Annotated in this window: 25 protein-coding genes; 18 read left to right on the top strand and 7 right to left on the bottom strand. The window is 68.3% G+C overall.

All coding sequences use genetic code 11. The annotated features are described in order from the left end of the window. Positions 1–13: 13 nt before the first annotated feature. Both CCS01_RS02135 and CCS01_RS02130 read right to left on the bottom strand, forming a co-directional pair. The gene (locus tag CCS01_RS02135) at positions 14–457 is read right to left on the bottom strand and encodes a DoxX family protein (protein WP_104517178.1); all 444 of its coding nucleotides are present in this window, start codon (positions 455–457) and stop codon (positions 14–16) included. Positions 458–514: 57 nt separating this feature from the next. After that, positions 515–1,477 (bottom strand): LysR family transcriptional regulator, encoded by a 963-nt coding sequence (locus CCS01_RS02130; RefSeq protein ID WP_104517177.1) that lies wholly within the window; start codon positions 1,475–1,477, stop codon positions 515–517. A gap of 659 nt (positions 1,478–2,136) precedes the next feature. Between CCS01_RS02130 and CCS01_RS02125 the strand changes: the two genes are divergently transcribed. Beyond that, positions 2,137–3,234: an ATP-dependent 6-phosphofructokinase gene (locus CCS01_RS02125; protein WP_104517198.1), complete on the top strand. Its 1,098-nt coding sequence runs from the start codon at positions 2,137–2,139 to the stop codon at positions 3,232–3,234. A gap of 61 nt (positions 3,235–3,295) precedes the next feature. On the opposite strand, the gene CCS01_RS02120 is transcribed toward CCS01_RS02125, so the two are convergent. Further along, positions 3,296–4,801: an SGNH/GDSL hydrolase family protein gene (locus tag CCS01_RS02120; RefSeq protein ID WP_104517176.1), complete on the bottom strand. Its 1,506-nt coding sequence runs from the start codon at positions 4,799–4,801 to the stop codon at positions 3,296–3,298. Positions 4,802–5,353: 552 nt separating this feature from the next. On the opposite strand from CCS01_RS02120, the gene CCS01_RS02115 reads away from it, so the two are divergent. From CCS01_RS02115 to hypE, 7 genes are all read left to right on the top strand, one after another. Next, positions 5,354–5,890, top strand: coding sequence for a hypothetical protein (locus CCS01_RS02115; RefSeq protein WP_104517175.1), 537 nt, complete (start codon positions 5,354–5,356; stop codon positions 5,888–5,890). After that, a complete protein-coding gene (gene hypA / locus CCS01_RS02110; protein WP_104517174.1) occupies positions 5,883–6,224 on the top strand; it encodes a hydrogenase maturation nickel metallochaperone HypA in 342 nt (113 codons plus the stop codon). The genes CCS01_RS02115 and hypA overlap by 8 nt, the downstream gene beginning before the upstream one ends. Next, positions 6,224–7,180, top strand: a complete 957-nt coding sequence (gene hypB / locus CCS01_RS02105) for a hydrogenase nickel incorporation protein HypB (protein WP_104517173.1) — start codon at positions 6,224–6,226, stop codon at positions 7,178–7,180. Before hypA ends, hypB begins: the two co-directional genes overlap by 1 nt. A 3-nt stretch (positions 7,181–7,183) precedes the next feature. Next, the gene (gene hypF / locus CCS01_RS02100) at positions 7,184–9,667 is read left to right on the top strand and encodes a carbamoyltransferase HypF (protein WP_104517172.1); all 2,484 of its coding nucleotides are present in this window, start codon (positions 7,184–7,186) and stop codon (positions 9,665–9,667) included. A 123-nt stretch (positions 9,668–9,790) separates the two neighbouring features. Continuing rightward, positions 9,791–10,033 (top strand): HypC/HybG/HupF family hydrogenase formation chaperone, encoded by a 243-nt coding sequence (locus CCS01_RS02095; protein WP_104517171.1) that lies wholly within the window; start codon positions 9,791–9,793, stop codon positions 10,031–10,033. After that, the gene (gene hypD / locus CCS01_RS02090; protein ID WP_104517170.1) at positions 10,030–11,154 is read left to right on the top strand and encodes a hydrogenase formation protein HypD; all 1,125 of its coding nucleotides are present in this window, start codon (positions 10,030–10,032) and stop codon (positions 11,152–11,154) included. The genes CCS01_RS02095 and hypD overlap by 4 nt, the downstream gene beginning before the upstream one ends. Then, positions 11,151–12,200 carry a hydrogenase expression/formation protein HypE gene (hypE, locus tag CCS01_RS02085; protein ID WP_456307580.1) on the top strand — a complete coding sequence of 350 codons (1,050 nt, stop codon included), beginning with the start codon at positions 11,151–11,153 and terminating at the stop codon, positions 12,198–12,200. The genes hypD and hypE overlap by 4 nt, the downstream gene beginning before the upstream one ends. 98 nt (positions 12,201–12,298) lie before the next feature. On the opposite strand, the gene CCS01_RS02080 is transcribed toward hypE, so the two are convergent. Then, positions 12,299–12,790, bottom strand: a complete 492-nt coding sequence (locus CCS01_RS02080; protein ID WP_104517169.1) for a DUF3280 domain-containing protein — start codon at positions 12,788–12,790, stop codon at positions 12,299–12,301. A 121-nt stretch (positions 12,791–12,911) separates the two neighbouring features. Here CCS01_RS02080 and CCS01_RS02075 point away from each other — a divergent pair, with 121 nt between their 5' ends. From CCS01_RS02075 to CCS01_RS02065, 3 genes are all read left to right on the top strand, one after another. Beyond that, complete coding sequence (locus tag CCS01_RS02075; protein WP_104517168.1) at positions 12,912–13,124, top strand: hypothetical protein; 213 nt, start codon at positions 12,912–12,914, stop codon at positions 13,122–13,124. Positions 13,125–13,161: 37 nt separating this feature from the next. Next, positions 13,162–13,623 (top strand): c-type cytochrome, encoded by a 462-nt coding sequence (locus CCS01_RS02070; RefSeq protein WP_104517167.1) that lies wholly within the window; start codon positions 13,162–13,164, stop codon positions 13,621–13,623. Positions 13,624–13,839: 216 nt separating this feature from the next. Then, positions 13,840–14,202: a hypothetical protein gene (locus CCS01_RS02065; RefSeq protein ID WP_104517166.1), complete on the top strand. Its 363-nt coding sequence runs from the start codon at positions 13,840–13,842 to the stop codon at positions 14,200–14,202. Between the two features lie 350 nt (positions 14,203–14,552). Here CCS01_RS02065 and CCS01_RS02060 read toward each other — a convergent pair whose 3' ends face one another. Together CCS01_RS02060 and CCS01_RS02055 are read right to left on the bottom strand one after the other, a co-directional pair. Then, a complete protein-coding gene (locus CCS01_RS02060; protein ID WP_204848109.1) occupies positions 14,553–15,329 on the bottom strand; it encodes a quinoprotein dehydrogenase-associated SoxYZ-like carrier in 777 nt (258 codons plus the stop codon). A gap of 94 nt (positions 15,330–15,423) precedes the next feature. Then, positions 15,424–16,242, bottom strand: coding sequence for a quinoprotein relay system zinc metallohydrolase 2 (locus CCS01_RS02055; RefSeq protein WP_239991973.1), 819 nt, complete (start codon positions 16,240–16,242; stop codon positions 15,424–15,426). Between CCS01_RS02055 and CCS01_RS34945 the strand changes: the two genes are divergently transcribed. The 5 genes from CCS01_RS34945 to CCS01_RS02035 all read left to right on the top strand — a co-directional run bounded on the left by CCS01_RS34945 (position 16,165) and on the right by CCS01_RS02035 (position 20,574). Continuing rightward, the gene (locus CCS01_RS34945; RefSeq protein ID WP_239991974.1) at positions 16,165–16,407 is read left to right on the top strand and encodes a hypothetical protein; all 243 of its coding nucleotides are present in this window, start codon (positions 16,165–16,167) and stop codon (positions 16,405–16,407) included. The two genes, CCS01_RS02055 and CCS01_RS34945, sit on opposite strands and share 78 nt — an antisense overlap. Positions 16,408–16,726: 319 nt before the next feature. Continuing rightward, positions 16,727–18,538 carry a lanthanide-dependent methanol dehydrogenase XoxF5 gene (xoxF5, locus tag CCS01_RS02050; RefSeq protein ID WP_275112873.1) on the top strand — a complete coding sequence of 604 codons (1,812 nt, stop codon included), beginning with the start codon at positions 16,727–16,729 and terminating at the stop codon, positions 18,536–18,538. A 79-nt stretch (positions 18,539–18,617) separates the two neighbouring features. Then, positions 18,618–19,136 carry a c-type cytochrome, methanol metabolism-related gene (locus CCS01_RS02045; protein ID WP_204848108.1) on the top strand — a complete coding sequence of 173 codons (519 nt, stop codon included), beginning with the start codon at positions 18,618–18,620 and terminating at the stop codon, positions 19,134–19,136. A 17-nt stretch (positions 19,137–19,153) separates the two neighbouring features. After that, entirely contained in the window at positions 19,154–20,005 is an 852-nt protein-coding gene (locus tag CCS01_RS02040) for a substrate-binding domain-containing protein (RefSeq protein ID WP_104517162.1), read from the top strand. Beyond that, positions 20,002–20,574, top strand: coding sequence for a PQQ-dependent catabolism-associated CXXCW motif protein (locus tag CCS01_RS02035; protein ID WP_204848107.1), 573 nt, complete (start codon positions 20,002–20,004; stop codon positions 20,572–20,574). Before CCS01_RS02040 ends, CCS01_RS02035 begins: the two co-directional genes overlap by 4 nt. On the opposite strand, the gene CCS01_RS02030 is transcribed toward CCS01_RS02035, so the two are convergent. Then, on the bottom strand, positions 20,575–21,192 hold the full coding sequence (locus CCS01_RS02030; protein ID WP_104517161.1) for a hypothetical protein: 618 nt from the start codon (positions 21,190–21,192) through the stop codon (positions 20,575–20,577). 175 nt (positions 21,193–21,367) lie between these two features. Here CCS01_RS02030 and CCS01_RS02025 point away from each other — a divergent pair, with 175 nt between their 5' ends. Both CCS01_RS02025 and CCS01_RS02020 read left to right on the top strand, forming a co-directional pair. Beyond that, complete coding sequence (locus CCS01_RS02025; protein ID WP_104517160.1) at positions 21,368–22,534, top strand: (5-formylfuran-3-yl)methyl phosphate synthase; 1,167 nt, start codon at positions 21,368–21,370, stop codon at positions 22,532–22,534. Positions 22,535–22,662: 128 nt separating this feature from the next. Next, positions 22,663–22,902 carry a DUF2188 domain-containing protein gene (locus tag CCS01_RS02020; RefSeq protein ID WP_104517159.1) on the top strand — a complete coding sequence of 80 codons (240 nt, stop codon included), beginning with the start codon at positions 22,663–22,665 and terminating at the stop codon, positions 22,900–22,902. The last annotated feature ends 417 nt before the right edge of the window (positions 22,903–23,319 follow it).

Genomic DNA, 23,319 nt, shown 5'->3' with positions numbered 1-23,319 from the left:
CTTTCCTGGCATGTCAGCGGGCGAATGATTCCGCCGCGCCGGTCACGGCAGCACGTGCCGTCGTCGGCCGCAACGCCCAGGCGCCGTCGCCGGTCAGCGCCGGCGCGAGCAGCGCGGCGATCCACAGTGCCAGGAATTCCCAGCCGCCATGCGGGTTGGTGAAGAAGAACCCGGCCGGCCCATGCACCGTCGCGATGGCGCCGGCCGGGATCGGGATCAGCGCCAGCGCGGCGATGCGCGGCCAGAGGCCGAGGATCAGCGCGGCGGCGCCCAGCAGCTCCCACAGGATCGTGACGTAGCCGAGGGTCGGCGGCAGGCCGAGGGAGCCGAAGAAGGCAGCCGTCCCCGCCGGGGTGAAGACGAAGATCTTCAGGCCGGCATGGGCAAGGAACAGGATGCCGAGGGTCAGGCGCAGAAGCGGGGCGGCATAGGGCGCCGTGCGGGTGTCGGTGGGCATGGATACGACCTCCAGGTTTGTGTCTGGCCGGAAGTAGCCACGAACGGCGGCGTGGGACTATCCGGGCAAACCGGCAGTCATTGACTCCGGACTGGAAGCAATCCCGGACGGCCACCCCTGGTCCCATGTCGGCTTGCCGCAGAATCGCGCCACCAGGAAATCCACCAGCACGCGAACCTTGACCGCCAGGTACCGCCCCGGCGGATAGACCACGTAAACGCCGTAGCACCGGTCCTCGAACGCCTGCAGCAGCGGCCTGACCGCGCCGGTGCGGAACATGGGCCCCGCCAGGAAGCTCGGTACCCGGGCGATGCCCAGCCCGGCGGCGGCCGCGGCCAGGCAGGCCTCGCCGTTGGAGAACCGCAGCCGTCCGGCCACCGGCACGGTGACCGCCGAACCGTCCGCGGCGCGGAACCGCCAGGTGAGCGGCTCGCGGAAGTTCGTATCGATGACGCAGGCATGGCCCGCCAGCGCCGCCGAGTCCGCCGGCTCGCCATGCGCCTGGACGTAAGCCGGCGCGGCCAGGACGACGATCCGCATGTCGCACAGCCGGCGCGCGATCAGGCTGCTGTCGCCCGGATTGCCGACGCGCACCGCGACGTCGAATCCCTCGTCCACCAAACTTACCAGCCGATCGGCGAAGCTGACGTCGAGCTGGATGTCGGGGAAGGCGCGGGCGAAGTCGACCAGTACCGGCGCCAGCTGCGCGGTGCCGAAGGAAACCGGCAGGGACAGCCGCAGCCGCCCCGTCGCCGCCGCCGAGCTGTCCCGGACCGAGGCGTCCAGCGCAGCGAAATCCTCCAGCAGGAGCTTGATGCGCTCGAAATAGGCCTGCCCGGTCTCGGTCGCCGACAGCGCCCGCGTGGTCCGGCGCAGCAGTTGCACGCCCAGATCGGCCTCCAGCTTCGACACGAGTTTGGAGGCCTGGCCGGGGCTGATGCCGAGGGAACGGGCGGCCCTGGCGGAGCTGCCGATTTCCATAACCGTAACGAACATGCGGTTGCAGTCGAGATGTTCCACGGCCCGGCCTCAGCCGCCGCGGTCGTGCCACCCATCGTCATGGCCCGGCTCATCCCTACGGGATGCACAGATCTCTGAAACGAGTCGGAAATGACCGTAAAATCAAGTGCTTGCCTGGGCTCCGAGAGCGTTCCCCCATCGTCATGGCCCGGCTTGTCCGGGCCACCTATTCCAGCACGTGTGCCGCGACAGGTGGCCCGGACAAGCCGGGCCATGACGATGGGGGAACGCCACGGCGGACCGTTTCCGAGATGTGTGCATGCGGTAGGGCTCGTCCGGGCCATGACGATGAAAATAGGCCGCCTCTGCGTCCCAATTGACCTGTGGCTTGCCGTAGCGCCTATGCGGACACGCCCGACCATGACGAGAGGACGAAGGACCGTGCTGCCAGATCCTTCCCCGTTCGTGACCTTGTGCCGACGCCCAAGGGACAACCCCCACCGCTTCATTCCCGGTACCCGGTCCATTTCCATCGCCCCACCCGAATCCTGCTCGGTCGCCGGCCGAAATAAAGCCACGATTGCCGGCCGCTGTCATCGGCAGTCGCCGCGCGGCCCGTCTCTGGCATCCCTCGCGTCCGGCAGCCGGCCGAAATAAGTGGTGCGGCGGCCCAATGCCGTGGCAGGATAGGGCGGTCCACAGCGGTTCCAGAGGTGAACGTGAGCTCAGGAAAGACCATCGGCGTACTCACCAGCGGTGGCGACTGCGCCGGGCTGAACGCTGTCATCCGCGCGGTCGTCGCGCGTGCCATACTCGGCTACGGCTGGCGCGTCCTTGGCATTCACCAGGGCACCCAAGGCCTGCTGCGCCGGCCGGTCGATTTCGTCCCGCTCGACCTGAAATGCGCCGACTCCGCCATGGCCCGCAGCGCCGGCACCATGCTTGGCACCACCAACCGCGGCGACCCGTTCGCCTACCCGATGCCGGACGGCAGCCGCAAGGACCGCTCGGAGGAGATCATCGAAGGCTGCCGCCTGCTCGGCCTGGATGCCCTGATCGGCATCGGCGGCGACGGCAGCATGGCGATCCTGCGGCGGCTGGCGCAGCAGGGCAACATCCCGTTCGTCGGCGTCCCCAAGACCATCGACAACGACGTCGGCGCCACCGAGACCTCCATCGGCTACGACACCGCGGTGATGGTCGCGACCGAGGCGATCGACCGCCTGCAGCCGACCGCTGCAAGCCACGACCGCGTCATGATCCTGGAGGTGATGGGACGCGACAGCGGCCACATCGCCATGGCGGCCGGCATCGCCGGCGGCGCCGACGTGATCCTGGTGCCGGAAATCCCCTACGACATCGACGTCGTGGCCGAGCACATCAACAGCCTGCGGCGCAACGGCCGCAACTTCGCCATCGTCGTGGTCGCCGAGGCGGTGCGCGACAAGACCGGCGAGCATGTGCGGCTGCACCATGCCCTTGGCGGCGTCACCTACGGCGGCATCGGCCACGTCCTGGGCGACGCCATCGCGCAGAAGACCGGGGCGGAGACGCGCGTCACCGTGCTCGGGCACGTGCAGCGCGGCGGCCAGCCGACATGGGACGACCGCATGACCGCCTCGGCGTTCGGCGTGCACGCGGTGGACCTCGTGGCGCAGGGCAAGTTCGACCGCCTGGTCGCGTGGCAGCACCGCCGCGTGGTCGACGTGCCGCTGACCGCGGCGTTCGAGCTGACGCCGCTGACGGATTTCGACGACACGCTGGTGCACACCGCCCGCGGGCTGGGGATCTGCCTGGGCGACAGCAAGACGGAGTAGATGGGAACACCATGGCGCGGGTGGACCAGGGTCCTCCGCGCCACGGGCCTGGCGGCCGTCGTCAGGCGTTGGCGTGAATGGTGTAGCAGGGCGTGCCGTCCATTGTGCCGGAGGTGACGGTCAGCTGGCCGTTGCTCAGGGCCCCGCTGGTCAATCCGGCCAGGGTCAGCGACGCCGTCGGCCCATCGGGGCCGGTGGCGTACAGCGTCAGCCCGGTATGGCCGCCCGGTCCATGGCCGTCATGCCAGCACAGGTCGAAATCGGCCGGCGTGACGCCCAGGATGGTGGCCGAGTCGCCGGCATGGAAGTTGACGATCGCGGTCGCGGTCGCGGCGGTGTCGCCGCGGATGTCCACGCCGAACGAATCCACGCCGCTGCCGCCGGTGAAGATCCATGACCCGCCGTCGGCCTGCAGCACGTTGGTGCCGCTGGCGACGGTCATGCTGCCGCCGCCGGCGCCGCCGTGGAGGAACCAGTCCGGGGTACTGGCGGTGATGTTCAGCCGATCGGCCGTTACCGCTGTATATGCCTGCTCCGGCCCGCTGACCGGCGAGGTGTAGGGTTCCCCCGCGGCCGGGACGCTGGCGCCCGTCGTGGCGTTCGCGACCGTCAGTGGCGGAGTCCCGCTCAATACCTGCTCGGCTTGCTGGGCGAGCGCCAGGTGGCCGGTTTCAGTCGGATGCAGGTGGTCCCAGAACAGGTACTGGTCCTGTGTCGCGAGATCGGTGGTGGCCAGGGTGCCGCTGCTGGCGCTGGTGTAGTTGCCGCTCCAGACCGGCGTGGTGACGTTGGTCAGGCCATAGGCGGCGGGATCGGCCACCGCGTTGTCGACCAGCGCGTAGCTGTCCACGATCCCGATCTTCGTGCCGCTGGTGGCGGCCAGGCTGGCGAGGTCGGACGCCAGGGTCGTGTCGTACAGGCTGGAAAGCTGCGACGCCTCATTGATCAGCTGGGCGGACGGCATGTTGCTGCCGTTGGCCAGCCCCTGCGTGACCTCCGGCGTCTTGCCGAGGTCGGGCACGTTCATCACCAGCAGGTTCTTCGCCCCGTCCTTGATGAGCTGGCTGACGAAGCTAACCTCGTTGCCGACGGCGGCATTGACGTCGTTGGTCTGCTGCGTTGCGGTCAGCCCAGGGGCGGCCAGGATGCCGAGCAGGTCATTCGAGCCGACGGACAACGTGTACAGCGCATTCGCCGACGGGGCCGGCACACGCGCCTTGAATTCCGCGAGCTGTGCCGGTAGCGAAATCGCCTGGAGCTGCAGGTCGCCGGCGTTCAGCGCAGTCGGGCCGGTTTCGGCGCCGCCATAGGCGAAATCGGTGCCGCCGGCCAGGGTCGGCGCCAGCGTCCCGAGGCCAAGGGCTGTCGACAGATCCTGCACCCATGTCGGGCCGTTGCTGAACACGTTGCCGCTGATCAGGCCATAGTGCTGCGTGAAGTACGGCGGCGACACCGGCTCGGTGCTGCCGGCGAGGGTTGTGAGGTTCGAAAGATTGCCCGCGTCGGACAGGCTGTCGCCGAAGGCATAGATGGCGCTGTAGGTGGGAAGCGCCGAACTCTGGGGCATGCGCGAGATCCTCTGTCCGAACTGGGCACGGCGGCCGAGTGTTACGTAGCGGAATATTTCGGCCGGTCGAGCATGGCTTGATGGAGTGTGATCCCTCCGCCGATCCGATCACGCGATCGCGTTCGGATTGCGAGGCCGCCAGTGCCCGGGCTGTCGGCGCCGCTACTGGGATGACGTACCGGGTCGAGAGGGGATGGCGGCCGATCCGTTGCCTTTGGATGGGGCCGGGCCTGTTGCTTCTCCGTCATGGCCGGGCCTGTCCCGGCCATCCACCCCGCGCCGTCGAAGCGCAGATGGCCGGGACACGCCCTACGGGATGCACACATCTCGGAAACGAGTGGGAAATGACCGTAAAATCAAGTGCTTGCCTGGGCGCCAAGAGCGTTCCGACATCGTCATGGCCCGGCTTGTCCGGGCCACCTGTCGCGGCACAAGTGCTGGAATAGGTGGCCCGGACAAGCCGGGCCATGACGAAAGGGAAACGCCGCGGCGGACCGTTTCCGAGATGTGTGCATCCCGTAGGGACACGCCCGGCCATGACGGAGAGAACGATTGTCCGGCCAGGGCACGAGCGACGACTGGATAACCGAGGATCGTATCGGGCCGAATAGGGGATACGCCGCAGTGGAATCGGCGCGCGGGCGGTTGTATTACCGCCTGGTGTTCAACGATGACCGACGCTTGGCCGACGCCTGCGTGCTGGAGCCGACGGAATGGAAATTCCTTCCCGACGGCCCGCTGGCGCATGCGCTGGCCGGGTTCCGCCTCTACGGGATGCGCAGAACTTTGAAACGATCCATCGTGGCCGTGGCGCATCCCGTCATGGCCCGGCTTGTCCGGGCCACCTGTTCAAGCACGTGTGCCGCGACAGGTGTCCTGGACAAGCCGGGCCATGACGACGAGGGAACGTGCCCGGCCGCCATGCAAGCCTCTGATTTTACGGTCGTTCCCAGGTTGTTCTCGAGGTATGTGCATCCCATAGGGCTCCGCCCCGGCCCGGACGCCGTCGCCGCGATCACCGACCGCGCCGCCGCCTTCGATCCCTGCGTCGCCCTGCGAGTCTTGGTCGAAAGCGCCGCCGATGCATGAAATGGCGCTGTGCGAGGGCGTCCTCGGCGTGGTCGAGGACGAGGCGCGCAAGCAGGGCTTCGCGCGGGTGACCGCCATCGTGCTGGAAATCGGCGTGCTGGGCCATGTCGCGCCGGAGGCGATGTTGTTCTGTTTCGACGCCGTCAGTCGTGGTACGATCGCGGAGGGCGCGAAGCTGGTGATCGACCGCATCGCCGGCGCCGGCTGGTGCCTGGACTGCGGCAAGACGGTGCCGCTGCAGGAACGCTTCGGCGCCTGCCCGGACTGCGGCCAGCACCACGTACAGATGACGGCGGGCGACGAACTGAGGGTCCGCGAACTGGAGGTTGAGTGATGTGCACCGTCTGCGGCTGCGGCACGGAAACGATCGAGGGCCAGGCGCCACACGGCCATCATCATGACCATTCGCACGGCCATGATCATGAGCACGATCATGGCCACGACCACCACCATGACCACGATCACGTCCATGGCCATGAGCATCATCATGAGCACGATCACGCCCATGACCATCATCACCACGACCATGATCACGCGGATCACCACCACGACCATCCGCGGCAGAGCGACGGCCTGGTCGATGCCGGCGCCGGCCTCGCCGGCGTTCACGTCCCCGGCCTGAGCCAGGAACGCATCGTCCGCATCGAGCGCGACATCCTGTCGAAGAACAACGCCTATGCGCAGGACAACCGGGAGCGCCTCGCCCGCAGCGGCACCTTCGCGCTGAACCTGGTCTCCAGCCCCGGCAGCGGTAAGACGATGCTGTTGTGCCGCACCATCGAGGCACTGAAGCCGCGCCTGCCCATCGCAGTGATCGAGGGCGACCAGCAGACCTCCAACGACGCCGAGCGGATCCGCGCCACCGGGGTCAAGGCGGTGCAGGTGAATACCGGCAAGGGCTGCCACCTTGACGCCCACATGGTGGGGCATGCGCTGGACGACCTGCCGCTGGAGCCCGGCGGCGTGCTGTTCATCGAGAACGTCGGCAACCTGGTCTGCCCCGCGGCCTTCGACCTGGGCGAGGCGCACAAGGTGGTGGTACTGTCGGTGACCGAGGGCGAGGACAAGCCGGCGAAATACCCCGATATGTTCGCCGCCGCGGACCTGATGCTGCTGAACAAGGCCGACCTGCTGCCGCACCTGGATTTCGACGTCGGCGCCTGCATGGCGGCGGCGCTGCGGGTCAACCCGCGTCTGCAGATCCTGACCGTCTCGGCGAAGACCGGCGAGGGCATGGCCGCCTTCCTGGCCTGGATCGAGGCGCACGCGGCGCGGCGCGTGACGGCCTGACGCATGGGTGCTGCCGAACGCATCCGCGTGCGGCTGAGCGGGGCGGTGCAGGGTGTCGGCATGCGTCCCTTCGTCCACCGCCTGGCGCGGGACTGTGACCTGTCCGGCTTCGTCCGCAACGGCGCCGACGGCGTGACCATCGAGGTCGAAGGCCCGCGCATCGCCGAGTTCCTCGCACGCCTGTCCGCCGAGGCGCCGCCGCTGGCGACGATCGAGGCGGTGGGGATCGACTCGCTGGCGCCGTCCGGCGAAACCGGCTTCACCATCCGCGACAGCACCGGCGGCCCCGCCGCCACCCGCATCGTCCCCGACGCCGCCACCTGCCCGGCATGCCTGGACGATCTGTTCAATCCGGACAGCCGGTTCTTCGGCTATCCCTTCGTCAACTGCACGCACTGCGGCCCGCGCTACACGATCACCGGCCGCCTGCCGTACGACCGGGCGAGCACGTCGATGGCGGGGTTCGCGATGTGCCCCGCCTGTGCCGCCGACTACGCGGACCCGGCGAACCGGCGGTTCCACGCCGAGCCGATCGCCTGCCCGGTTTGCGGGCCGCGGCTTGGGGTGCAGTGCGAGGCTGTCGCCTCGTCGGTGCATGCCAGATCCGCCCCATCGTCATGGCCGGGCGTGTCCCGGCCATCCACCCCCCATCCTCGCAGTGCAGGTGGCCGGGCACCTCTGCATCGTCATGGTCGGGCGTGTCCCGGCCACCCACCCCCCGCCGTCGAAGCGCGGAAGGCCGGGACACGCCCGGCCATGACGGAGAGGCTGCCGCCGGATCCTCCGCCGATCCTCGCCATCGCCGCCGCCATCCGCGCCGGCGGGATCGTCGCGCTGAAGGGCATCGGCGGCTTCCACCTGCTCTGCGATGCCCGCAACGAATCAGCCGTTGCCGCACTACGCCAGCGCAAGCGGCGCGAGGCGAAACCCTTCGCCGTCATGGTCGCCTCCGCCCGGGCGCTGGCCGCCATCGCCTGCCCCACTGACGCCGAAATCGCCCTCGCCGCCAGCGTGGCGGCGCCGATTGTGCTGATGGAGATGCGGGCGAATGGGCCGGCGCCGTCGATCTCCCCCGGGCTGTCGCGCCTCGGTGTCATGCTGGCGTATGCGCCGGTGCATCACCTGCTGTTCGCGGAACTGGGCGAGGATTTCGCCCTGGTCGCCACCTCCGCCAATCCGGGCGGCGAGCCGCTGGTCAGGGACAACGACGAAGCCCTTGACCGCCTGTCCCCCATCGCCGATCTCATCGTCACCCACGATCGGCCGATCGTGGTCCGCGCGGATGACAGTGTGGCGCAGGTGATCGCCGGCGCACCCGCCCTGATCCGACGCGCCCGCGGCTACGTGCCGGAGCCGATCGGCCTGGCCGAGGACGGGCCGGTGGTGCTGGCCCTCGGCGCGCACCTGAAATCGACCGTCACCGTCACCCGCGGGCGGGAAGCGTTCGTCTCGCAGCACATCGGCGACCTCGACACGGCGGAAACCGTGCGCTTCTGGCGCGAGACCATCGGCCACCTGCTGGGCATCCTCGACGTCCGCCCCGAGGTCGTCGCCTGCGACCTGCACCCGGACTACCTGTCCAGCCGCATGGCCGAGGATTTCGGCCTGCCCGTCGTCCGCGTGCAGCACCATGCCGCGCACGTCGCCGCCATCGCCGCCGAGCACCGGCTGGCCGGCCCAGTGCTGGGCCTGGCGCTGGACGGCCACGGATTCGGCGCCGACGGCGGCGCCTGGGGCGGCGAGATGATGCTGGTGGACGGGGCCACCTGGCGCCGCATCGGACGGCTTGCCCCGCTGCCCCTGCCCGGCGGGGACCGCGCCGCGCGCGAGCCTTGGCGGATGGGCGTGGCCGCGCTGCATGCCACCGGCCGCGGCGCCCTGGCCGCCGCCCGGTTCCCCGATCACGCCCTTGCCGGGCCTTTGGCGGCGCGGCTTGCCGCCGGGGCGGAAACGATCGAGACATCGTCGATGGGCCGCCTGTTCGACGCCGTTGCCGCCCTGCTCGGCCTGCGCAGCGTGCAGGCGTATGAGGGTCAGGCGGCGATGGAACTGGAGGCGCTGGTGCGCACGTCCCGGCCGCTGGCCGGCGGCTGGACCCTGGATGCCGGCGTCCTGTCCTTCGCTCCGCTGCTGGCCGCCTTCGCCGACGCGCCGCCCGATCCTCGCACCGGCGCCGAGCTGTTCCACGGCACGCTGATCGAGGGCCTGGCTGCGATGGCAGCCGAGGGCGCCGCCGCCAGCGGATTATCCGCGCTTTGCCTCGGTGGCGGCTGTATGATGAACCGGGTGCTGGCCGAGGGGCTGGCCGCTGCCCTGTCGGCGCGTGGCCTGACGCCGGTGCTCGCGCGGCGGCTGCCGCCGAACGATGGCGGGATCTCGCTCGGCCAGGCTGTGATGGCCCGGCTGATGTCCATGGGTGCCGGCACAGCGGCGGCGGCTCTCGTCTCCCCGTCATGGCCGGGCGTGTCGCCATGTGTATCGGGATAGGGCGATTATTGGAGAAGGATTTGGTGCCGCGGCCGTTCTCTCTCCGTCATGGCCGGGCGTGTCCCGGCCATGACGGAGAGAGAACGGCTTCGCCGCTGACAGCAACGGAAGGAAACTGAGTCCATGTGCCTCGCCATACCGGCGCTGATCACCGCGCTGCTGCCGGACCAGATGGCCCGCATCAGCCTCGACGGCGTCAGCAAGACGATCTCGGTCGCCCTGGTCGAGGATCTCGCCCCCGGCGACTACGTCATCGTCCATGTCGGCCACGCCTTGTCAAAAATCGATGCCGCGGAGGCCGCGCGCACCCTGGAGTTGCTGGCCGAGGCCGGGCTGCTGGCCGGCGCAGCGGAGGCGCCGGCATGAAATACGTCGACGAATACCGCGACGGCGCCCTGGCCCGCGACATCGCCGCCGCCATCGCCGCCGAGGCGCAACCGGACCGCCTCTACGCCTTCATGGAGTTCTGCGGCGGCCACACCCACGCCATCTCGCGCTACGGGCTGGAGGACCTACTGCCGCCCGGCCTGCGGCTGATCCACGGCCCGGGCTGCCCGGTCTGCGTACTGCCTGTCGGCCGCATCGACGACGCAATCCGCCTCGCCCGCGATCCGGCGGTGACGATGTGCACCTATGCCGACATGATGCGCGTGCCGGGCTCGAACGGCGCCAGCCTGATGAAGGCGCGGGCGGCGGGGGCGGATATCCGCATGATCTATTCCTCGCTGGACGCCGTGCGGATCGCGGAAACCGAGCCGGCGCGGCAGGTGGTGTTCTTCGCCATCGGCTTCGAGACCACCACGCCGCCGACGGCGATCGCGCTGCGCCAGGCGATGCAGAAGGGGCTGGCGAACTTTAGCATCTTCTGCAACCACGTGCTGACGCCGGTGGCGATGCGCGCCATCCTGGACGACCCCGAGCCGATTGCCATCGACGGCTTCATCGGCCCCGCCCACGTCTCCACCATCATCGGCACGGAGCCATACCGCGAATTTGCCGAGACCTATCGCAAGCCGGTGGTCATCGCCGGGTTCGAGCCGCTGGACGTGATGCAGTCGATCCTGATGCTGGTCCGCCAGGTCAACCAGCAGCGCTCGGAGGTGGAGAACGAGTACATCCGCGCCGTGCGGCCGGACGGCAACGTCACCGCCCGGGCCCTCTGCGCCGAGACGTTCGAGGTGCGGGAAAACTTCGAATGGCGCGGCCTGGGCGTCGTCCCCGCCTCCGCCCTGAAGCTGCGCGACGCCTACGCCGCGTTCGATGCCGAAAAGCGCTTCGCCGTCCACACCGTGCACGCCGACGACAACCCCGCCTGCGAATGCCCCGCCATCCTGCGCGGCCGCAAGAGGCCGGCGGACTGCAAGCTGTTCGGCACCGCCTGCACGCCGGAGACGCCCGTCGGCGCCTGCATGGTGTCCTCGGAAGGCGCCTGCGCCGCGCACTGGACCTATGGCCGCTTCCGCGAACACGCCCGGAGCGCCGCGTGACCGCGAAGCCACCGCGCCGCAGGCTGGACATCCGCACCGGCCGCGTGGACATGAGCCACGGCGCCGGTGGCCGCGCCATGGCGGACCTGGTCGCCGGCATCTTCCGCGACGCCTTCGCCAACGAGTTCCTCGAGCAGGGCAACGACCAGGCCAGCCTGCCGATTCCCGCCGGCGGGCGCATGGTGATGACCACCGACGGCTACGTCGTCTCGCCGCTGTTCTTCCCCGGCGGCAACATCGGCGCGCTGGCGGTGCACGGCACGATCAACGACATCGCCATGGCGGGGGCGCGGCCGCTGTACCTCTCGGCCAGCTTCATCATCGAGGAAGGCTTTCCGCTGGCCGACCTGCAGCGGATCGCGGGGTCGATGGGGCAGGCGTCGCGGGAGACAGGCGTGCCGGTGGTAACGGGCGATACCAAGGTGGTGGAGCGCGGCAAGGCCGACGGCGTGTTCATTGCCACCGCCGGCGTCGGCCTGGTGCCCGAGGGTCTGGCGCTGTCCGGCGACCGGGCCGAACCGGGTGACGTGGTGATCCTGTCCGGCAGCATCGGCGACCACGGCGTGGCGATCATGTCCAGCCGCGAGAACCTGGCGTTCGAGACCGCCATCCTGTCCGATTGCGCCGCGCTGCACGGGCTGGTCGCCGCCATGGTGGACGCCGCCGGGCCGCATCTGAAGTTGATGCGCGACCCGACGCGCGGCGGCCTGGCGGCGACGCTGAACGAGCTGGCGCACCAGTCCGGCGTCGGCTTCCGCATCCAAGAGGCGGCGATCCCGGTGAAGCCGCAGGTGGCGGCGGCGTGCGAACTGCTGGGCCTGGACCCGCTGTTCGTCGCCAACGAAGGCAAGCTGGTCGCCGTGGTGGCCGAGGCCGGCGCGGACGCGCTGCTGGCAGCGATGCGGGCGCATCCTCTGGGGCGCGAGGCGGCGGTCATCGGCCACGCGGTGGCGGATGACCAGCGCTTCGTGCAGATGACCACGGCATTCGGCGGCGGCCGCATCGTGGACTGGCTGTCCGGCGAGCAGTTGCCGCGGATCTGCTGAGCCTGGAGAAAGTATCAGGCAGCCGTGGTCGTTGTCCTTCCGTCATGGACCGGACTGGCGCCTGGCCGTGACCGAGACGCACGGTCACGCGGCCTGTTTCACCGCTGCTGCCCGGCGACCAGGATCCGGTTGCGCAACAGATAGGCCAGCCCGCGTGTCCAGGACTCGTCGGTGTCGCCGCGGATGTCGACGCTGCCCGCTGCGACGCGCTGCCCGGTCGCGACATCGCGCACCACCAGGTTGATGTTCAGGATCAGGTTCGAAACCTTCTGCACCCAGCCTGTGACCGACACCGCCGCGCCTATTTTGCGCGCCGCATCCAGCTCACAGCCGTCGCAGCTCCACGCCGGCTGCCGGTTTGGCCCGTCCGGCGCGGCCTCGGGCGTATAGCGGCCGGACTGCACCAGGGCGTCGCGCAACTGCGTATCCAGCCGCCCGAGCCGCGCCCGCTCCGCCGCCGTCGGCGCCTGCAGGCTGGTGTCGTCAAGCTGGAACGGGAACACCGCCGCCGTCGGCGGCGCGGCGCGCGCGCCCGGCGCGGCGAGCAGCGCCCCCGCCAGGATCGCCGCCGGCAAAACAACTGATCGCATGGACGCCCGTGTCTCCATTCTTCATGCTCGCCGCGCCGTCGCAACGAACCGTGAGGCGGTCTGGCGACTTCCTTAACCGATGCCGCGGCGACGGGATTTCAGGATCATACGGAGACTTGAAATGAACATTGTTGAGTTGATCGTGATGGTTTGCTCGATCGCCAATCCGAACGCCTGCAGCGAAAAGCATTTCCTGCTGCAGACGAACGGCTCGCTGAAAAGCTGCGTGATGCAGGCACAGCCTTACCTCGCCGCCTGGGTGGGCGAGCATCCCGACAACCGCATCGCTTCCTGGCGCTGCGTCTGGCCGGGCACCGAGGACAGGAACCTCTGACACCGGCGGCCGCCGCGATTGACAGGCGGCACATCGCATGGATCAGTACGGTAGCCGGTTTCGCCGGATTGTTTCATCAGGTCCCGTCAGAGGACAATCAGGAGGTTACGTGCACCGTTTGGCTATTGTCGCTGCGGCGCTTTGTTGCGCCGTTTCCGGTCCGGTCCTGGCCCAGGATGTCGCTGCCGGAAAGAAGGAATTCATCATCTGCCGCGCCTGCCACCAGATCGGCCCGAACGCGCAAAACGCCATCGGACCCGTGTTGAATGGCGTCGTCGGCCGCAAGGCCGGCAGCTATCCAGGATATAATTATTCTGAAGCCAACAAGAAATCCGGTATCACCTGGAACGAGGAGACGCTGCAGAAGTACCTGGCCAATCCGCAGAAAGTTGTGCCGGGCACCAAGATGATCTTCCCGGGGATCAAGGACCCGGCAAAGGTGAACGATGTTATCGCGTATCTGAAACAATTCAAGCCAGACGGCTCCAAGGCCGACTGACCGCAACCGGCCGCGAGCGGCGGCACCCGTCAGGTCCGGGCGCCGCCGCCCTGGTTCAGGCGTTGATGAAGATGCACATTCGATTCTGAGAAAGAACAGACTCGCTCGGCCGGACCATGATTGGCCCTGCGCCGGCGCCTTCCGGCAACGCGGATTGCCCGGTCCCGTCCGCGGTGCCAGGATGGCGCCGGGCCGCTTGCCCGCCGAGGACGTGCCATGAAAACTTTCGCTGCCCTGCTGGCCTTGAGCCTGCTTCCCGCCGCGCTGCCCGCCCGGGCGCAGGGGCCGGTGGCGCCCGGCGCCATCAACGACTACCCGACCGCGGCGCGGGCCGATTACGTGTTCGCCTGCATGGTGGGCAACGGCCAGACACAGGACGCGCTCAATCGCTGTTCCTGCGCCATCGACACCATCGCCGCGGCGGTTCCCTATGACGCCTATGAGAAGGCGGAAACCATCCTGCGGATGCGCCAGCAAGTCGGCGGCTATCTGGCGCAGGAATTCCGCACGCGCGCCGCCAACACGATTCTGGAGCAATTGCAGCAGGCGCAGGCGGAAGCCGACGTAAGTTGCTTCTAAAGCCGGCTATCGCCGGCGAGGACAGCAGAGTCGCCTGTGATCAGGACGATCGTGCGCCACCGGGGCCGGGCGTGCGGCCCAGTCGTCCGAACATATTCACACAGAGACAGCCTGAGGCCCGCAGAGCGGGCATGATGGCGATGCAGTGCCGATCAAACGTACGGCGCCAGCCATCGTGGCTCGGTAAAGCACGCCGACGAAGCCTCCTGCGCCGGCGACAGTGTCCCCCTGATCCTCAGCGGCCCTCCACGGCCCTCCAGTTTCTCTGTGTTAACAAAAATACGCCATCAGCCACGCCACCGCCCGCCACGGAGGCACCCCGCGCACCCCGCAAGCCCGGCCTCCACCCCTCAGGCAGCGGAATCCACCGGGAAGGTGCCGCTGAATCGCTTGCCCGTGCTGTCCGCGCCCTCGACCCGGAAGCTCTTCCCCCCGTTCGGCCTGAAGCTGAAGCGGAACGACGGGTTCTCCGAAATCGAGATGCCCCCGGCGATCGTCAGCAGCAGGTCATCGCCCTGCCGGACCGTCAGCGTCTGCACGAAATCGGCAGGGATGTACAGGCGCGAAATCTGGTCCATCTGCATCCCCGAGTAGTTCGGATGCCGCACCATCACCTGCGCCTCCCGCCGCCCGTCCTCGCCCGCCGGGAATAACCGGAACCGCAACGTGCCGATGGGGATGTCGCCCGCGACCGGTTTCAGTGCCGGCGCGGAACATCCGCCGGAGGCTTTCACGAAGCGGGCGGCCGCCCACAGTGTTCCGTCGCTCAACTCGGCCACGGCGTGGATGTTGGTATAGTCGTCGACCCGCACCCGCGTGGCGATGCGGTCGATGCCGGAGCCAGGCGCCAGGGTGAACACCGCCGCCAGCGGCGAGGGATTGGCGTCGATCACCAGCGTGATGCTGCGCACCTGCCTGTGGTCATCCGCCGGCAGGATGGTGCGCAGCGTGACCGGCACGACGGCGGCATCCTCGGCGCGATAGGGCGCATCGATCGCCAGCAGGGCGGAGCCGTCCTGCAAGGTCTTGCCCGGAAAGATCTGGCCGGCCAGCGCCGGCCACGGATCGGCGTCAGCCGGCGCCGCTTTGCCGCCGGACGTTGCCAGGATTCCGCCGGTGAACGCCAACAGAAAACGCCGCCGCCCCGGCGAAAGCCGGCTAAACCATGCCGCAGGTGAATTGATCGTCTGCATCTTGCCTCCCTTGATTTTCCGCCCGTGGTCACTCCCACTCGAGTTCGCTGAACGCCGCGGTCGCATTGCGCGGGTTGTAGTCGTCGAACAACTGCCAGCGCCCGCGCTCGGACCGGCCGATAAACGGCACCGCCTCGGCCAGCGGCGTGCCGGCGGCGATCATCCGGCGGGCGTCGGCCTGTATCGACAGCAGATAACGGCGCTCATCGTCCAGCGCCTGCGGCCAGGGCGCAATACGCTGCCCGTGCCCCGGCAATACACGATCGGCCGGCAGTGCGGCCAGGCGCGGCAACAGGCTCAGCCAGCCGTTCAGGCTGCCGTCGATGACCGGGACATGATCCAGGAACACCAAGTCGCCGGCAAACAGGAAATGCGCCTGCTCGTCCAGCACCGTCAGGTCGCAGTCGCTGTGCGCCGGCGGCCAGGCCGTCAGCAGCAGCTTCCGCCCGCCGAGATCCAGTTCCTTCGAACCGTCCACCAGCAGCGCCGGCGGGATCAGCCGCACCTGGCCGATGGCGGCGTCGCCCAGCGCCGGACGAAACGAATGCAGGTAGAACGGACCATGCGCGCGAAGCGATGCCGGCAGGTTGTGATGCCCGACAAACGTTACGCCAGGACCGGCAAGCGCGGCATTGCCGAAGACGTGGTCCGGGTGCTCATGGGTATTGATCACGTAGCGCAACGGCAGGGCGGTCACGCCGCGCACCGCCGCAAGCAGGGCCTTGCCAACCGCCACGCTGCCGCCCGTATCGATGACCGCCACCGCATCATGTCCAACGACGATGCCAAGATTGGCGATGTCACCGGCATTCCCGGGAGTCGTCAGCGCGACGTTGCCGAAGTGCACATAAATCCCGTCGGCGATTTTGACGATCGTCAGGCGGGTATCCTGTGCGCGTGCAGGCAGGCAGCCCGCCAATGCGAGAGTAACCACAACGGCGAACGCGGCACGGCCCCGTTGATAAAGGATACATTTCAGCAGTACGGTGGCAAGACAACAGATCATATCTGACGAATCCATTATGCTGCGTTGCAGCATTTATTATGGGAATGTGAAGATGGAACAACTCATTTTAGCGGAAAATCGGTTGCCGTCCGGCTTTGTCCACCATATGACTCCCGCAGCCGGCTGCAAGGTTACCTGTTGAATGGGGAGGACGGGTAACCCGCGCAGACAGAACTCGGGCCAGCACGGCACACCGCAGAAGCGGCCGCTGGTGTTCGTTCTGTTGCTGTGATGGATCGCCGGAAACCTCTTCCTCGACAAAGCCTCGGGCCGGCATGGCGGCCACCGTCTGCCCGGCCGCAAAAATGACGAAGGAAAACGATAAATGGGAAGAACGTTTCTGAATGGCCTGCTGACGACGGGCGCCATGCTGTCGTTCATGCTGATGGCGCCGGGGGCCATGGCGCAGGACAACCAGGCGGGCACCGGGAAAAACTGGACGACGCCGGCCGGGACCCTGAACGGGCAGCGCTACTCCAGCCTCGACCAGATCACCAACCAGAACGCGGGCAAGCTGCAGGTCGCCTGGACATTCTCCACCGGCGTGCTGCGCGGGCATGAGGGCGCGCCCCTCGTCGTCGGCGACGTGATGTATGTGCATACGCCGTTCCCCAACATCGTCTATGCGCTCGACCTGAACCACGAGGGCAAGATCCTGTGGAAGTACCAGCCGACGCAGGATCCGAACGTCATTCCGGTGATGTGCTGCGATACCGTCAACCGCGGCGTGGCTTATGGCGACGGCAAGATCTTCCTGCACCAAGCCGATACCACGCTGGTGGCGCTGGACGCCAAGACCGGCAAGGTCGCCTGGTCGGTCAAGACCGATGACCCGTCGAAGGGCGCCACCGGCACCGACGCGCCGCTGTTCGTCAAGGACAAGGTCTATGTCGGCGTCTCGGGCGGCGAGTTCGGCGTGCGCGGCTGGTTCGCAGCCTATGACGCCAACGACGGCCATCAGGTCTGGCGCGGCTGGTCGATGGGCCCCGACAAGGACATGCTGATCGTTCCCGGCAAGACCACCGTGCTGGGCAAGCCGGTGGCGGCGAACTCCAGCCTGGAATCCTGGAAGGGCGACCAGTGGAAAATCGGCGGCGGCGACACCTGGGGCTGGAAGTCCTATGACCCGCGCACCAACCTGATCTTCTACGGCTCGGGCAATCCGTCCACCTGGAATCCGACCCAACGGCCCGGCGACAACAAGTATTCGATGACCATCTGGGCGCGCGACGCCGACACCGGCGAGGTCAAGTGGATGTACCAGATGACGCCACACGACCAGTGGGACTATGACGGCGTGAACGAGATGATCCTGACCGACCAGGAAATCGACGGCAAGCCGCGCCACCTGCTGGTGCATTTCGATCGCAACGGCTTCGCCTATACGCTGGACCGCGACAGCGGCGAGCTGCTGGTGGCGGACAAATACGATCCGGCGGTGAACTGGGCCACCAAGATCGACATGGACCGCAACAGCAAGGACTATGGCCGGCCCGAGGTGGTGCCGAAGTACTCGACCCAGCACAACGGTGAGGACGTCAACACCACCGGCATCTGCCCGGCCGCCCTGGGCACCAAGGACGAGCAGCCGGCCGCCTTCTCGCCGCAGACCGGCCTGTTCTACGTGCCTACCAACCATGTCTGCATGGACTACGAGCCGTTCCGCGTGGCGTATACGGCGGGCCAGCCCTATGTCGGCGCGACGCTGTCGATGTATCCGCCGAAGGGCAGCACCAACATGGGCAATTTCATTGCCTGGGACGCCCGCACCGGCAAGATCGTCTGGTCGGACCCGGAACAGTTCTCGGTCTGGTCAGGCGCGCTGGCGACCGCCGGCAACGTGGTGTTCTACGGCACGCTGGAAGGCTACCTGAAGGCGGTCGACGCCAAGACCGGCAAGGAGCTGTACAGCTTCAAGACCCCGTCCGGTATCATCGGCAACGTCATCACGTATGAACATGCCGGGAAGCAGTATGTCGCCGTGCTGTCGGGCGTCGGCGGATGGGCCGGCATCGGCCTGGCCGCGGGGCTGACGGATCCGCACGCCGGCCTCGGCGCCGTCGGCGGCTATGCCGCGTTGAACCAGTACACCTCGCTCGGCGGAACCCTGACGGTCTTTGCGCTGCCGCAGAGCTGAAACCACCGGATCACGGGCTGGCGTTCCGGCGGAGGCCGGGCGCCAGCCTTTACTTTGCAGAACATCAAGGACCAACGGCGTGACGAGACTTGCACGTATCCTGCTGACCACCTCGATGGCCGCCTGCCTGACCATTGGATTCGCGCGTGCGGACAAGCCGGGCAATCCCGCCGCCGTCAGTGACGACAACGGCGAATACCGCGACGCGAACGGCTATCCCACCTACAAGGTGGACAAGGACGGCAAGGTCGATTTCTACACCTATATCGGCTATATCCGCTACACGGCGAACTGCATGCACTGCCACGGGCCGGACGGGCTGGGATCGACCTATGCGCCGGCGTTGGTCAATTCGCTGAAGCACATGAACTACACCGACGTGATGACCACCGTCGCCAGCGGCAAGAAGGACGTCACCGCCTCCAGCGACCTCGTCATGCCGGCGCTGGGCCAGGACAAGAACGTGATGTGCTTCATCGACGAGATCTACATCTACCTGCGCGCCCGCTCGGACGGCGCCGTGGGCCGCGGCCGGCCGACCGATCATATGCCGAAGCCGAAGGGCTTCTCCGAGAACGAAGACAGTTGCCTGGGCTGATGCGGAGGCATGGGACAATGACCATAGCCGCACTGACGCCGCGCCGCCTGGCGCTGGCGGCGTGCCTTCTGGGCCTGGTGGCGATGCGGGCCGAGGCGCAGGCGCCGGGCCTCGGCGGATCGGTCGAGTTGGTCGATCCAAAGGTGTTCCGGGTCTGCGCCGATCCACGCAGCCTGCCGTTCTCCAACGAGGCGCACCAGGGCTTCGAGGACAAGCTGGCCGAGATGTTCGCGCAGAAGCTCGGCAAGACCGTGTCCTACACCTATTACCCGCGCACCGTCGGCTTCGTGCGCAACACGCTGAACGCGCTGAAATGCGACGTTATCATGGGCGACGCCCAGGGCGACGACATGGTGCTGACCACCACGCCGTACTACCACGCCTACTACGCGCTGGTGGTGCCCGAGGATTCCGGCCTCACGGGCGTCACGTCGCTGGAGGACCCACGGCTGAAGGGCAAGCACATCGGCGTGGTCGCCGGCACGCCGCCGGCGACGATCATGGCCCGCGACGGCCTGATCGCCGACGCAAGGCCGTTTCAGTTGAATGTCGACACCCGTGTGGACGCGCCGACCAAGGCGATGATTGACGAGATTGCCAACGGAACCATCGACGCCGGCGTGCTGTGGGGGCCCATCGGCGGGTATTACGCCAGCCGGTCCGCGAAGCCGCTGAGGGTCATTCCGCTGACGCATGAACAAGGCGCGCCGATGGATTTCCGCATTGCCATGGGCGTGCGGCGCAGCGACCGCGACTGGAAGCGGACGCTGAACCACCTGATCGCCGACAACCAGGGGGCGATCAACAAGATCCTGATCGCCTATGGCGTTCCCATCGTCGATGAGCAGGGCAAGGCCATAACGCAGTGAGGCAATCTCTGCGGTGTCTGACACTGGCGTCCCTGGGGCTGTGCGCGCTGCTCTGTACGGCCGCCGCGCCAGCGGAATCCGCCACCCCGGCGCCTGAACCCGCGGGCTACCGCACCAGCGCCTATCGTGCCCCGGTGCCGGCAACGCTGAACGGCCGGCCGGCGCTGACGACGGAGCAGGCGGCGGCGCTGTGGCGGCAGGGGCGCGCGGTCTTCATCGATGCCCTGCCGCAGCCGCCGCGGCCGAAGGGGCTGCCGCCGGATACCATCTGGCATCCGAAGCCGCGCTACGACATCCCCGGCAGCATCTGGCTGCCCGACACCGGCTATGGCGAACTGGCCCCGGTGATGGAAACCTGGTTCGAGCACAGCCTGCAGGCGGCAACGCACGGCGACCGGTCCCGGCACCTGGTGTTCTACTGCCTCGCCGATTGCTGGATGTCGTGGAACGCCGCCCGGCGCGCCGAGGCGCTGGGCTATACGCAGGTGGACTGGTATGCCCGGGGCACCGACGGCTGGGCGGCGCACGGCCTGCCGCTGGAGCATCGCGAGCCCAGGCCGCGTCCCTGATCATTCCCCAAGGTGCGACTGGATCGCCTGCGCCAGGCCGTACAGCCGCTGCTCGATGGTCTGCGGCAGGTCACAGGCGAAGCGCAGCGACTGGCGGCGCCGGTCGAAGAACTCCTGGTCCCATTGCAGCCGCCGGGTCAGGTCCTGGATCTTCGCGTCGTCCGGCGGCGAGGCGGCCTGCGCCGCGCGCAGCGCCTCGACTTCCTGCCGGAGGCCGGCCGCCAGTTCCTTCTGCCGCCGGCCGAACCGGTCCAGCCCGTCCAGCACCTTCGCCCGCTCGCGGTCCAGCACGGCGAACACGCCGGCGAACAGCAGCGGCAGCCGACGGTCCTTGCCGGCGCCCGCCGCCCTGGCGAAGGCATTGATGCGCTGCACCGCCACGTCCATCGGCAGCCGCCGTTGGGTAACGGCGCCCACCAGCGTGGCGACGTCCTGATCCTGCTGCCAGCCGGCCGTGGCGGGATCGATCGCCGGGCCATTCCAATACAACGCCACCGACAAGGCGCCGACCTTCACCTGCTGGCAGGGCCAGTCGGGGTCCAGGTTGCGCCGCGCCGCCTGGGCGGCAGCCGGGGTGGCCAGCGTCAACACAGCCAGCAGGACAATCGTCGGTTTCATGCGGTCCTCCCTGCGACCCCGGTTTCCGCCGTTGCGCGCGGTTCGATTTGGACGTTTTATGCCGCGCAAGGTGATGCAACCCGGCATCCGCCGCAAGGAGGCTGCCGATGAGACCGCCGCGGTTGATCCGCACCCGGACACGCCGCACCCGGATACGAGGCGCCGAGGACTCTGAATGACCCGCATGCTGGCGTCTGTGACCGGCCCGCAGGAGGCGGAAATCGCCCTGGCCGGCGGAGCCGATATCATCGATGTGCAGAATCCCGCCGAGGGCGCGCAAGACCACGCGGCGGTAATCCGCGCCACGGCGCAGGCTATCGGCGGGCGCCGCCCGGTCAGTGCCCTCGCCGGCGACCTGGCGATGCCGGCCGATGGGCTGCGCGCGGCGGTGCGGGCGGTGGCCACCGCCGGCGCCGACATGGTCAGGCTGCGCATCGTGCCCGGCGAGGGCCTGGCGAACCGCCTCGACCGCTTGGCCAAAGCCGCCTCGGGGGCCAGGCTGATCGGCGTGTTCCCGGCCGAAGCCGCTCCCGGCCTGTCGCTGCTGCCGGCGCTGCGGCGTGCCGGCTTCGCCGGCGCGATGCTCGACACGCGGGACAAGGCGTCCGGCCACCTGCTGGATCACCTCGGCTTGCCGCGCCTGCTCGGCTTCGTCGAGGACTGCCATGCCAACGGGCTGGAGGCCGGGCTGGCCGGCTCGCTGGAGCCGCCCGACGTGCCGCGGCTGCTGGTGCTGTCGCCCGACCTGCTGGGCTTCCGCGGCGCGCTGTGTGGCGCGGGCGACAGGATGGGGCCGCTCGACCTGGCGCGGGTGCAGGCGATCCGCGGGCTGATCCCGCCGGACCTGCCGGCCGGGGGCGACGTCGATTACCGCCTGCTGGCCGCGCGCGGCTATGCGCCGGCGGCGACGCTGCCGGACGGCCCGGTCGACCGCGTGTTCGTCGAGGACCTGGTGCTGCCGGTGTTCATCGGCGCCTATGCGCGCGAGCGGGACGCGCCGCAGGCCGTGCGCTTCAGCGTCTCGGCCTGGGTGGCGCGCGGCGGGCGTGCGGCGGAGGACATGCGCGACGTGTTCTCCTATGACCTGATCACCGACGGAATCCGGCTGCTGACCGGGTCCGGGCATGTCGGGCTGGTCGAAACCCTGGCCGAGCGGATCGCCGCGATGGTGCTGGCGCATCCACGCGTGGCGCGGGTGATGGTGCGGGTGCAGAAGCTGGACACCGGCTTGGGCACCGTCGGCGTCGAGATCGAGCGCAGCCGCGCGGCGGCGCGGACGCTGAGCCCGCCGCTTGTCCAGCCTTTGGCCGAGGCGGCCGGCTTCGGCCATACTCGGTCGTAAAGCGTCGCGCCTCCCGGCCGCCCGGAATCCGGACCGATGAAACGGCGCCGCTTTCCTGGCGCGGCGGTGTGGCACAATCCGGCCGATTCCGCTAAAATCAACAGTTATCATGGTGAGGGATCTGGGTGATGGCACACATTCACTACCGAGTGGTCCAGCACGACGGCGGCTGGGCGTACAAGCTGAACGACGTCTTCTCCGAAGCGTTTCGCACCCGCGAAGCCGCCCTGGCTGCCGCCAAGCGGGTGGCGGCCGAGCAGCACGTGCCGGGCGACCAGACGCAGATCGAATACCAGGACGCCAATGGGCGGTGGCACACCGAGATCTCCGAAGCCACCGATCGCCCGGAAGCCGACGTCATCGAGTGACCGTGCCGCGTCCAGGCTGCACGGCAAGCCGGTGCTCCGGACTGGCTGGCCGCGCGGTGTGGCGCCTGCCGGTCCCCCCGCGGCCCGGCACCGCGACGGCGGAAAATGGCAGCGGCCGTTGCCTCCCCGGCCATGACGAGAGGGAGACGACGTTGCTCCCTCGCCGCACCGGAAGCGTTCCCTTACCTAGAGCAATATCGGCCTGACTGGAAATCGCGGAGCGATTTCAGGCCGATGAAATTGCTGGTGAAATTATGAGCTGGAGCGTTTCCAGTCAGGCTGAAAACGCTCTAGTACACCTCGCCGGAAGAACGAACCCCATTTCGACGGCCGCTCACGCAGCGAGCGGCTTGCCGGTCATGGTCCACTTGAACGGCTTGGCGAGGGTGCGGTTGAAGTAGGCGATGAAGGCCTCGA

The sequence above is a fragment of the Rhodopila globiformis genome (assembly GCF_002937115.1).
GTDB lineage: Bacteria > Pseudomonadota > Alphaproteobacteria > Acetobacterales > Acetobacteraceae > Rhodopila > Rhodopila globiformis.
This window is presented reverse-complemented; position numbering and strand designations above follow the sequence as displayed.

Bases quoted from the DNA above. Each gene is read 5' to 3' on its own strand.
- hypB (WP_104517173.1), top strand. From the start codon at position 6,224: ATGTGCACCGTCTGCGGCTGCGGCACGGAAACGATCGAGGGCCAGGCG.
- CCS01_RS02020 (WP_104517159.1), top strand. From the start codon at position 22,663: ATGGCACACATTCACTACCGAGTGGTCCAGCACGACGGCGGCTGGGCG.
- CCS01_RS02030 (WP_104517161.1), bottom strand. From the start codon at position 21,192: ATGAAACCGACGATTGTCCTGCTGGCTGTGTTGACGCTGGCCACCCCG.
- CCS01_RS02065 (WP_104517166.1), top strand. From the start codon at position 13,840: ATGAAAACTTTCGCTGCCCTGCTGGCCTTGAGCCTGCTTCCCGCCGCG.
- xoxF5 (WP_275112873.1), top strand. From the start codon at position 16,727: ATGGGAAGAACGTTTCTGAATGGCCTGCTGACGACGGGCGCCATGCTG.
- CCS01_RS02075 (WP_104517168.1), top strand. From the start codon at position 12,912: ATGAACATTGTTGAGTTGATCGTGATGGTTTGCTCGATCGCCAATCCG.
- CCS01_RS02040 (WP_104517162.1), top strand. From the start codon at position 19,154: ATGACCATAGCCGCACTGACGCCGCGCCGCCTGGCGCTGGCGGCGTGC.
- CCS01_RS02080 (WP_104517169.1), bottom strand. From the start codon at position 12,790: ATGCGATCAGTTGTTTTGCCGGCGGCGATCCTGGCGGGGGCGCTGCTC.
- hypA (WP_104517174.1), top strand. From the start codon at position 5,883: ATGCATGAAATGGCGCTGTGCGAGGGCGTCCTCGGCGTGGTCGAGGAC.
- hypD (WP_104517170.1), top strand. From the start codon at position 10,030: ATGAAATACGTCGACGAATACCGCGACGGCGCCCTGGCCCGCGACATC.
- CCS01_RS02120 (WP_104517176.1), bottom strand. From the start codon at position 4,801: ATGCCCCAGAGTTCGGCGCTTCCCACCTACAGCGCCATCTATGCCTTC.
- CCS01_RS02070 (WP_104517167.1), top strand. From the start codon at position 13,162: ATGGATCAGTACGGTAGCCGGTTTCGCCGGATTGTTTCATCAGGTCCC.
- CCS01_RS02135 (WP_104517178.1), bottom strand. From the start codon at position 457: ATGCCCACCGACACCCGCACGGCGCCCTATGCCGCCCCGCTTCTGCGC.
- CCS01_RS02025 (WP_104517160.1), top strand. From the start codon at position 21,368: ATGACCCGCATGCTGGCGTCTGTGACCGGCCCGCAGGAGGCGGAAATC.
- CCS01_RS02095 (WP_104517171.1), top strand. From the start codon at position 9,791: ATGTGCCTCGCCATACCGGCGCTGATCACCGCGCTGCTGCCGGACCAG.
- CCS01_RS34945 (WP_239991974.1), top strand. From the start codon at position 16,165: ATGTCCAACGACGATGCCAAGATTGGCGATGTCACCGGCATTCCCGGG.
- hypF (WP_104517172.1), top strand. From the start codon at position 7,184: ATGGGTGCTGCCGAACGCATCCGCGTGCGGCTGAGCGGGGCGGTGCAG.